The organism is Roseobacter sp. (assembly GCF_045106495.1).
In the GTDB taxonomy this organism is placed as follows: Bacteria; Pseudomonadota; Alphaproteobacteria; order Rhodobacterales; family Rhodobacteraceae; genus Roseobacter.
Genome location: NZ_JBGCEQ010000062.1, coordinates 29,852 through 40,237, shown reverse-complemented (window position 1 = coordinate 40,237; position 10,386 = coordinate 29,852). Strand labels below are relative to the sequence as shown.

Annotated in this window: 11 protein-coding genes; 10 read left to right on the top strand and 1 reads right to left on the bottom strand. The window is 50.9% G+C overall.

Annotation, left to right across the window (positions count from 1 at the left end):
- From AB8B75_RS22180 to AB8B75_RS22135, 10 genes are all read left to right on the top strand, one after another.
- The coding region (locus tag AB8B75_RS22180; RefSeq protein ID WP_405365409.1) for a hypothetical protein at positions 1-584 on the top strand (584 nt) is incomplete at its 5' end.
- A gap of 423 nt (positions 585-1,007) precedes the next feature.
- Positions 1,008-1,199: a hypothetical protein gene (locus AB8B75_RS22175; protein WP_405365407.1), complete on the top strand. Its 192-nt coding sequence runs from the start codon at positions 1,008-1,010 to the stop codon at positions 1,197-1,199.
- Positions 1,196-1,456 carry a hypothetical protein gene (locus AB8B75_RS22170; protein ID WP_405365405.1) on the top strand — a complete coding sequence of 87 codons (261 nt, stop codon included), beginning with the start codon at positions 1,196-1,198 and terminating at the stop codon, positions 1,454-1,456. Before AB8B75_RS22175 ends, AB8B75_RS22170 begins: the two co-directional genes overlap by 4 nt.
- On the top strand, positions 1,457-1,891 hold the full coding sequence (locus AB8B75_RS22165; RefSeq protein ID WP_405365403.1) for a lasso peptide biosynthesis B2 protein: 435 nt from the start codon (positions 1,457-1,459) through the stop codon (positions 1,889-1,891).
- A gap of 470 nt (positions 1,892-2,361) precedes the next feature.
- Positions 2,362-3,327, top strand: a complete 966-nt coding sequence (locus AB8B75_RS22160) for a hypothetical protein (protein WP_405365401.1) — start codon at positions 2,362-2,364, stop codon at positions 3,325-3,327.
- 366 nt (positions 3,328-3,693) lie between these two features.
- Positions 3,694-5,427 carry a hypothetical protein gene (locus AB8B75_RS22155; protein ID WP_405365400.1) on the top strand — a complete coding sequence of 578 codons (1,734 nt, stop codon included), beginning with the start codon at positions 3,694-3,696 and terminating at the stop codon, positions 5,425-5,427.
- 82 nt (positions 5,428-5,509) lie between these two features.
- Positions 5,510-5,815: a hypothetical protein gene (locus AB8B75_RS22150; RefSeq protein ID WP_405365398.1), complete on the top strand. Its 306-nt coding sequence runs from the start codon at positions 5,510-5,512 to the stop codon at positions 5,813-5,815.
- 4 nt (positions 5,816-5,819) lie between these two features.
- On the top strand, positions 5,820-6,893 hold the full coding sequence (locus tag AB8B75_RS22145; protein ID WP_405365396.1) for a glycosyltransferase: 1,074 nt from the start codon (positions 5,820-5,822) through the stop codon (positions 6,891-6,893).
- Positions 6,890-8,959: a glycosyltransferase gene (locus tag AB8B75_RS22140; RefSeq protein ID WP_405365394.1), complete on the top strand. Its 2,070-nt coding sequence runs from the start codon at positions 6,890-6,892 to the stop codon at positions 8,957-8,959. The genes AB8B75_RS22145 and AB8B75_RS22140 overlap by 4 nt, the downstream gene beginning before the upstream one ends.
- A 71-nt stretch (positions 8,960-9,030) precedes the next feature.
- Entirely contained in the window at positions 9,031-9,390 is a 360-nt protein-coding gene (locus AB8B75_RS22135; RefSeq protein ID WP_405365393.1) for a hypothetical protein, read from the top strand.
- A gap of 245 nt (positions 9,391-9,635) precedes the next feature.
- Here the strand turns inward: AB8B75_RS22135 and AB8B75_RS22130 are convergent, their stop codons facing one another.
- Positions 9,636-10,205 carry a YcbK family protein gene (locus AB8B75_RS22130; protein ID WP_405365391.1) on the bottom strand — a complete coding sequence of 190 codons (570 nt, stop codon included), beginning with the start codon at positions 10,203-10,205 and terminating at the stop codon, positions 9,636-9,638.
- Between the last annotated feature and the right edge of the window lie 181 nt (positions 10,206-10,386).

Below are 10,386 nucleotides of genomic sequence, written 5' to 3'. Positions count from 1 at the left end.
CTTTGACGATCTTCTCGCCAGGGCTTTTGCGTGTTCCAGTTGTCTGTCTCATCTTCCACTCCTCAGTGGTTACGATGAGCAACAAACCCTCTCTTAGCAAATACCGCTATTTGGACCCACAAGCGCTGACGTTAGACAGTTCTGCGTTTTTCAGGTATAAAGATGGTACGCACCTGGTAGAGCTTCGCGATCTCAAGATAGACCGACTCAACGGTGGGCTACTTTGCGGCATCAATAGCACTGCAATTTGCAACGAGGGGCATGTGATCGGATGCCATATTCGTGATTGGATGTTGCAAACTGAGTCTTTGCAAAATTCAGGTCTGGTTTTGAATGATAAGGCCGTCGGATCACATCGCCGCAACGGCAGTCAATTTCTCCGGAGATTCATCTTTGCAGATACAATTATGGAACACACCGGTCTGGAATGTGGCGCAAGCCGTAGTGTTGGCAACAACCAAAGCGGTGTCCTTGTAAACGGCTATGGATTGGTTGGCGGAAATATGTATCTCGGCATTCCCAAGGGAATTTCCGCCGGCGTCGGCGAGGGCAGCGTTCTGCTCAGGAAATCTGATATGACTTAGGTGACTAATTTAGGGCCAAGGCAAGGCACGCCCGAAATGGCATCGGGCGCTCAGCCAAGGCAAGATTAGCTCAAAGGTGTTTTTTTCCGCATGTGTCATTCTGGCATATCGTTCCTGAGTTTCCCCGTGGGCTGTTTTGCCGTCTTTCCTTTCGGCTTGGTCAATTTTCATGGGAATGGCGGTGCGGATTTTTGACCCAGACTTGTAAACACGTGCAATAATTTGCAAAGCTAAGCCTTAAGTTGCAACACCGGGCGTTACAGGGAAAAGACTTTTGGCCAATTCAAAAAAACCGGCATTGGCGGCTTCAAAATTCCCACAAAATGGGCTGCGTGAAAAAGCCGAAGCCGGTTATCAAAGTCTCGAATTTGGATGTAATGGCTGCCAGTGCGTGTCACATCTAAAGACGCCGAAAGCGAACTCATGAGTATTTATCCTAACGAACTCAAACTCAGCGACACCAATAGAGATATGCAAACCGAAGGTTTTTCGAAATTTAACAGTCCATATGATCAACTGTGCAATTTTGCTGCGCAGCAAGGAACAGAAACCATTGACTTTGACAGCCCTAGTGAATTCCGTTTTTGCCAGAAACTGCGCAATAAGCCTGCATGACTGTCGTTAAATGTAATATTTTTGCTGGCTTCAGTTTTCGCAATAATGAGTATGAACCGGTAGTCTCATTTGACCGAACAACCGTTGAAATTTGGCTTGATCTAGATGACCAAGACTCTTTTTTGCAACTGTCGCATATGGACACCGAAAAAAATTGTTTCGATGAAACACAATACTGCGGCGGCATCAAAGAACTGCGGCGCCGAATGACGGCGGTTGACGATATCGAGACGGTTGTCGCAAAGGCTGAAAGTTAAATGCGAATTTTACGTCGGTTCAAGCTTTACACGATCTGCACTTTGGTCATTTTGTTTGTGAGGCTAGGGCTTTGGATGACAAAATATCAAAGAATACGGTCCGTTCTTGTGCGACCATGTGACGCCGATCCACAGATACAACGGAAGGGTACCGTTATTCACACCCTGCGTGCTGTAGGCCGCGTCGCTCGGCTTGTGCCGGACGCAAGCTGTTTGACGCAAACAATCGCCGGGCAAACGCTACTATCCTGGAAAGGCATTCCAACCAATATCAACATGGGTGTCATGAAGGATTCGGAAGGCACTTTGAATGTCCATGCCTGGTTGGTTTGGAACGGGGTTGTTGTGCTTCAAGGAGATGAAAGCACAGCCAAAAAATTCAGCAAGATTTTGGACTTGCCGACTCCATCCAAAATTCAAACGGCGGATGCATAAGGTCTACGCTTCTTCGCTTTTCTTTGAATTGATCTGATCTCCTGCGCGCTGTGGGTCAGGGCGTACTGTTAAAGTAGGCGGGGTAACGCAGGTCGGTAGCCGAGTTCGACCGATCAGTCCAATGTGTGCACGCGCTCGGTTCGCCAATTAGTCAACCCCTGGATCAAAGACAGCACTAGCTTAGTCTTTCGCGCTGTTTCATGAGGGGGTCAACACTGACATTCTGAAAGTTTCGTAGGATCAATTCCTTTTTTGCCGACTGTATTTTTGAAAGGCTCGCTAAGGATCGTCCGCCTCCGGAGTATGGATTTGGAACTATTTGCTCAGGAAGTATGGCTCGAGACTGGTCAGGCAGAGAGACACATAACGCGTTTTTCTCTGCGTAGCGCGCTCCGGCTGCTGATCATGCTTGCCTTTTGGGGGGCTGCGCTGCGACGATGGGTCAAACTGCAAGGCAAGGGCCAGCCAAAATGAACGACCGCAAAACCTACAAAGCGTTTGGCCTTCGGGTTTTATCAGATTTTGAGTTGGACGTTCTTGAACCTCTAAACGATCATCTTGACAAGGTCGATTTGCATATTCGGCGCGTCGAGGGTCTCATTCGGAACCGTAACCGACCTAGCGATCCTTGGTTCGAATTCACGCCGCAAACCCAGTACATGTATTGGCATGCGATTGGTGCATATCTCATACAAGATGACGCAAACATACTGGTTGATCCCCTTCCTGGCAGCTCCGATCATCTTGTATCGCAAGCGCTTTTGGGGTTGGTCATGTCGCTTGTTCTGGAGCGACGCAAGCTGTTGTGCCTGCATGCCGGCGCCATTGAGGTTGATGCGCGTGCTGTTGTGCTTCTTGGGGATAAAGGTGCTGGCAAATCAACAACCTCCGCTGCGATGATGTCGGTTGGCTATCGCCCGATCACCGATGATCTGGTCGCTGTTGATGTGCCATTGGACCGCAAGCTCCCGCCGTCGATCCGCCCGGGGTTTTCCAGCCTGAAGCTATGGCCCGATTCCTTGGCCGCCCTGCAGCTGCCCTCCTCTGGTAAGGACCGTTTGGTACATCCCAAATCCGATAAAGTTCAAAAGCGAATGCCAGGTAAAATGCCTGAAGATGACACAGTACTTGGCGCTGCGTTTGTATTGCGAAGATCGCCGCACCTCAGCGAGCCGATTGCCACGAAGCTTGCACCTCATGACGCCTTGCAAAACCTGTTGCGCTATACATTTATGGCGCGTTACGGCGAGACACAGTTGGGGCAAGACCATCTGGTCCTGCATATGAAACGCTGTGCCGCTCTGGCGGCAATGGTGTCCGTTTACATCCTTGAGTATCCTGACGATCTGACTCAACTTGGTGCGGTGGTTGAAACCATTTGCGAACACACCAGTGAAAATTCCCTGTTGCATCAGCACGACCATCTGTTTGTTTGAACACGAACCTGTCACCAGCAGTTTTTAGGTTACAAAATATCGGGTAGGCGGAATAATACGGGTCTGAAAGTTTTGAAATTTGTGGCGTACAAACACCAGTGGCCGCCGATTTGGTTGTGTTCGCGCAAACAAAAACACCCTTTGGTTGTGTGTGCGCGAACGGTTGCTCAAATTGCGTCACCAGCCTGCCTTTTTCTTTAACATTCCCGCGATGCGTGCAGAGCAATAGGGCATCTCTCATGCCGATTTAAAACGTCATGCTAGTTCTGGTGGAAATTTGCAAAAGCAAGGTTTTAAGATAAGATTAACAAGTATTTTTGAGATTCGTTTGAATACTTGTTTAATGGCAGTCTGGGGGCTGTGAAAATGGCCGAATTAACGCAACAGAGCAAGCCTCAGGGAGATGTCAGATCTGACGACGTCATGACGTCGAGCGGCATAGCGCTGCCAAAAGCCGATTGGGAAGAACGGCTGGCTGCTGCGCGCGCGAAACGTGAAAAGCTGCTCGAAGCGAAAACCAAAGCAAAAGCAAAAGATAAGCCAAAACCTATTCGCCCGCAGTTTTTCGATGAAGATGATGGGTTTGATCTGATCCTTTCGAAACCGCTGAAGTCATTTGACCCCAAACCGGCCAAACCGGCAATTCCACCGGAACCACAGAAAACGAAAATTATTCCGGTGGTGGAAATCCCGACGCGTGAAATAACGGTTGAAAAAAAGAGCGTGGAAACGGCCCCGCCTGTTGTGGCGCCGGCAAAGTTACCCAATGCCTCTTCGCCGCGCATTGCAACAGTCGCATTTGCAAGTTTTTTCGGGCTTGGATGCGGTATGGTTTTGAGTTTTGGTGTCGTTGTGGCCATGGGATGGATTCCTCTGCGGGATGCGCCTCCTCAACAGGCCGCGCCGCGCGCAGCTCAAGGCCCAAGCAAAGCTCCCAGCACGTTTTTTGACCCAGATTTAAAGTTGTCACCCCAGCCTGTTGGGGGCAATGAAACAATTGTCCAGCTTGCCCAATTGAACCCGGTTGTGCTCGATGTGCGCGATGCACCGGGGCTAGTCGCAGCCTCTGCGGCAGATATCCCGCCACGTTCGGTTTTGTCGCCAGGACCCGAGGTTGATGTGGAGAGCGGGTCGTCCAAGCTGTTTGCACACTACGATCTGCAATTGGAAGCCACACCAGTTGCCTTCGAAAATCCAGGACGATTCAACTTTGCGCCGTCTGTCTCGGTTTTGCAGTACCCGTCGAATGATGCGATGCCGGCGTTGCCAGAACGAAGTGCGTTTAACATTCAAACAGTGCTGTCTGTCCCAGACCAACCGTTGGTCGATAGTATTCAGCTGACTGTGGCATATAAGCCCGAGACGGTTCCTGTCAGGATGTCGATGCCTGGCGGGCTTTTTGAAAACGTGACGCACGACGCGTCGCACGCAGGCTTTGCTGCCCCAGAACCCCTGTCGGTCTTTTATTCTGACCTATCACTGTGGTCACCGCAAGAATTGCCGGATGCGACAGTGTTCGTCGTTGCCAGAGCCGAAGATGTTACACCCGACCAGAAGCCGTCTCCGCGTGCATCCTTGCCTGAGACATCGGGTGCGCGTTTGCCCGCTGTGGAAGGTCCACCTACGCAGACATCAAATCTGGCTTCCATCCTTGGATTGGGCCCTGGAGCGGCCAACAGGTTTGGACTGGTGACTTTCGCCCCGACAAGCGTCACGGCTGACCAGATTGAAAGCAACACGCAGACCTTGGCCTCAACGGGTTTGCCGGTTGCATCCGTCAATCGTGTCAACTTCAAAGTGTCCAAGACCCATGTGCGTTACTACAACCGGCAGGACGAAGAAGTGGCCCAAGCAGTGGCGGCAGAAGTTGGTGGCGTGGCCCGTGATTTCACAACGGCTGCCAATGCGCCACCGCCGGGGCGTGTTGAAGTTTGGTTGGCCGGCAGTGGAAACCCAAGCGGAACAGTTAGCAAGCCGGCAAGATCAAGCAATAGAAATACCAATAGTACAACAGAACAGACGGCATTGAAGGAGAGGTTGCAAAACAATTTGGTGAAGAGTTTGCGCCGCGGGAAGCATTTGGGTGAACTCTCCCGTTAAGACTGCGAGACGCGCGTGCAACGTTTGGTGAATTTAAGACAAGAGTGGAGTTTAGTGGTGACATATTTTTTCGGGTGTTGGCGTGGCTAACAATAATCTCATTGCAATTGTAACAATCCTCATTTTGACCGGATCCTCGGGTTCGGCGCAGCAGGAGCCATCAATCGACGAATTGCTCACGATCGAGAAATTGATCGAGGGACAAAATTGGCGCGCCCTCTACACATATGTCGAGGCCAATCCGCAGTTGAAATCGGGCAGCAGCCCCTTGGCTTCTGAACTGCGGTCTTTTGTTGATGATGCCAAACGCGGATTGTTGAACCGGTTCGACGCCGCGCCGAGCGTTTCTGCAAATGCAGCGACAGGTTCCAGCGTGGCAATCTACTGACGGAATGAAGGAACTTCCAAAAGCAAACAAAGGTCTGCGGATAGCCTATGTTCTTGATCCACGGTTTGCTGGCGGAACATCTTCGGCGGTTGCAGCGGAACTGAGGGCCGTCTGTGATATGGGTCAAGTGCATGTATATGCGCTTGAAACAAAAATGTTCTCGGGTCGATATGTGGCGCCGCAACTAAGCGATGTTCTGACCGAGTTGAACTTGCCTTTGACCTGGGTTGACACCGAAATCGCTGCCGATGTCGTCATTTTCCATAACCCTTCAAGCCTGAAATTTCAGGAGCAGCTGGGCACAAGGATTGTTGCACGGCATTTGATTGTCGTAACCCACGAGAACTTTCTGCGCCCTGGTGGTGCAGAGGGGTTCGATGTCGAAAAATGCCTTGACCAAATTGCAGCTAGTTCGATCACATTAAAGCGTAGCCTTGCGCCAATTTCCGCATGGAATCGGTCAACGGTTGAATCCTGGTGTAGAAAACATGTCCTTGCTGCTGGATGGTCCCTTTTGGAGGACGACTGGTTCAATATTTGTTCATTTGAACGAGTACCACCCACAACCGCGCCACGCGACCGACGTGGCAGGCATTCGCGTCCGGGGTCGGAGAAGTTTCCACCAAACGACGTGATGGAGTTGTGTTTTCCAGAAACCGCCGAACGCAATATCATACTTGGAGCGGACCGGTTTATGGGCGATGATGACGTGCCGGTGTTCTGGACCTTGTACCCATTTGGGTCGCTGACCTTGCCGCATTTTTTTGAACAGTTCGATTTCTTTGTCTATTATACTGCGCCGACGTGGCGTGAGAGTTTTGGCCGTGTCGTACCAGAGGCTGTGGCCGCCGGGAAAATTGTTATCACCGACCAAGAGACAGCAAACAGCTTTGAAGGCGCTGCAATTGGAGCGGTACCTCAGGAGATTGATCAGATTATTGCAACTTACGTGGCCCAGCCAGAGCGCTATCGTGCGGACGTACTATCGGCCCAAGCAAGTTTGGATCGTTTTTCAGCAGACAGTTTCAGAGGCGTTTTTAAGGACGTTTTCGGGAAAGCAGCCGGAGTATTCGCATGATCGCCTTAGGATGCGGTCAAATCTCCGCGAAATACTTTGATGCACTTATTCTCTTTGCGCTTCAGCTGGATAGCCATGGTCATCAGGTTGCCATTGATGCGCGTTTTATGCCGCCCGATGTGACCAAGCAGAACAGATACGAAGTAGCGCCTTTCCTTGCGGACAACGAAGATTTTTCTGCGGAAAAAATCATCCTCATTGGAGCTGAAAATCTATCGCACGAGGTGCAGATGATCTTGGGCAAAATGTGCCCCGGCCCGGAGGTTGAGATCTTTGCACTTGGCCATTTTGCGTCTCGCCAAGACGAGATCAACGCGCGCAACCAGATCGCCTATGCAACAGGTCGTGAGCCCGGTTTGATCAACCTGTCAGATGGGCATAGACCGATCATGCTTGAGGGCATGGTGTCGCCTCTGATCACAAAGATCGGCTTGGAACCAGCTCAAGCGCCGGGCAATGCATCCCGCGTTCTGGTCTACATTCCCTGCAAAACAATGGAAACCGATAAAACTGCTTTGAACGCGCTTGCCGTTGTAAATTACAGCCCCGATGTGCACCTTCATTTGCTGACGAATGCCAAAGGCAAGGATCTGATCCGAAAATCACAGCATGCAGATCTTTCTGTTTTTCGCTACGCGGAGTTACCACCCGCTGATTTGCTGCACTACTTTGACATTCTGGTATACTTTGGCCCGAACGTGCCGGGAGAACGCATGGCTGCTCTTGCGGTGGCAGCCATGGGGGCGGGCAAGGTTGTCGTTGATTGCACAACGACGAAAGGTTTCGCGGCAAGTGGTGCGACGGTATTGAAAGGTCCTGATCACCCATCAGCCTTACCCAGTTATCTGGATGCAGTGGTGTCGCGGAATCGGTTTGAGATTGGCTCTCGCATCCAGAACAGCAGTTGGGTGCATCAGTTGGACATCGCGAAGCTGGAGCAAGCCCTGGGCCTGCAGCGACATGATGTTGGTTACAGCCCCAAAACGCGGCAAACAGTTTTTTTCCCAACGAATGGCAATGGCATGGGCCATGCACAACGTTGTGCCCTGATCGGTGACGCATTGCAGCCGGATCTTGACCGTAGTTTCGTGGCCTTCCCCAGTTGTGTCGGCATGCTTCAAAACCGTGGGTTTTCTTGTGTGCCCATGGTGCCGCGCAGCGCCGACCATAACAAGGAATACGCGGCTGATCTTGTAAATTATCTGAGGCTTAGAAACTATCTGACCGCCGCAGATCAGCTGGTATTTGACGGAGGGTATGTTTTTGACTCCGTATACAGGTTGATATCCACCTTGCAAATTCCGGCCATTTGGATCAGGCGCGGATTGTGGCGCCCGGGCCAGATCAATCAAGTTGCGCTGGAAAGAGAGCGCGCGTTTTCAAAGGTGATCGTACCGGAAGAAGCTTTTGCGGAATTGAATACGGATTATTCCATGAGCGACAAAATCCGTAAAGTCGGTCCGATTGTGCAAGAGAAGAAGCTAGACGAGACGGAGATTGAAAATCTTCGTGACCGTCTCAGCAGCCAGTTCGACCGGGAATTTGAGACACTTGTTGTAACGATGCTGGGCGGCGGCGTTGCCTCAGAGAGGACTGCGCAAACACAACTGTTGTGCAGCATGTTTGAGCGGCGATCCAAGTGTTTGCATTTAATAATAGCTTGGCCAAATGCAGTGGTGTCGAACGGGTTGTATGGATGGCAAAACAGCCATGTCGTTCAAACAGCCCACGCACTGGCGCTTAGTCAAGCGGCGGACCTAACAATTTCGGCAACAGGGTACAACTCGTTTCACGAAATTCTTTATTCTCAAGTGCCCGCCATTTTCATCCCGCAATTCGCACCTTACCTGGACGATCAGGAACGTCGGGCACGTGCCGCATCTGAGCGTGGTCTTGCGGAACTTATTCAGGAAAACGAACTACTTAAGCTGGAACGCGAAGTCATTGCTTTTCTCGATGAGGGCAAAGCAGACCAGATACGCGCCGCGTTACTGGCTGAGTCGCTACCGTCTCCCGGTAACAGAGCCGCAGCCGCGATCATTGAACAAGAAGGACGGCACCTATGACGACAGATCACGGTTTTTTTTCCATCCTCAGAAATTTGTCAAATCATGCGCCGCTTGACCTCGATGGAAACGTGTTTGATATGGGCGTGCCGGCGCGCGAGCTTCCGTTCAATTTGTCCGCTTTCCCGCCATCGATTGCTTTGTGGGAACGGTCTGATGACGGGCCTTCCCGCATTGGTATCCGGGTGTTATCACAAATAGAAAATGCCGATTTTCTGGCTGCACGTCTGGCATCAATTGCAATTGAGCGTCAGATCTACCCAGTGTTCTTAAACCACGGCGGCAAGAGCGACATGCAAAGATTTGGCTTTCGCGTCGAACAGATTTCAGGGATTGATGTCGAAGCGCGGTTTCAATTTGAAGAGCAAGTTTCGCGCTTTTGGAAATTGGCGCTCATAGTGGACGCATCAGAAATTGATAAATTACAATAAAACAGCTACGTTCTATAGCTCCTGTGAGACACAGCCGAGCTGATTTGCGTTTTAGGGACAATTGTTGATTCTATGACGCAATATTGCGCTGTTTCAACTTGTAACATGTTTGTTGAAGAACACCCGGCAGATTGAATTTTCTGGTTTTCCGTGAAAAATTGCGCCCGGTTAGATTGTGATTTTCGAACAATTTGGCTCGCGTTTCGGATTTTTTCAGAAACACACATTGCTGTTTTTGGCGTGTTCTATCTGCCCCACGTGCGAACGATGCCACAATCCATATGGACGAAATTCGACCGAGAGTATTTACCAACACCGCCACCCTTGCAGGCTTGCGCGGCACGGGCGATTTGCGACACTGAGCGGCTTGCCAGACGCAGGTCGGCTGCTTGCCCTTTTACGTGGAGAGAGTTCTTTGCCACTGAGCGGCTGCGCGATCGCAACATCGCGTTAGTTTGTGGACTGCGATAGCCCGACAGAAGCAGATACGGTTCTGTCGCGTCCAACAGGTTGTGCGCAGCGGACATAATGTCAATCGTGCGCAGATCCATTGATTTCACCCCATCGGTTCGCCAATCTCTCATGAAGTGATTGATTTCTTTTACCGATTCAGGAACATATCTGCCTTCAATCCAGTAGATCATGTCAATCCGCTCACCGGTGCGCCCAGAGTACATTCGAATGCGTCTGATATCGCCGCCACCTTTGAGGAAGCCTGCCGCATTCGCGAAGGTAGGTGCTGCCGAAATTGCTGTAGCCGCAAATGCACCCAGAAGTGCACGGCGGGACATACTCGTCGAGCTGTCGATCGTCATGTGGTTTTCGCCCCGTAATCTGCCTTGCCCGTGATGTTACACGAGGGTGTCATCTCTTCCCCAGATGCAACATTAAGTATGTCATAGCCCCGAATGTTAACCAAGTCCTGAAAGCGCAAACGGTTTTTCCCGCATAATTTTAGGCAAAATATTGCCAATGCAGCGTATCTCGCGTCGAATT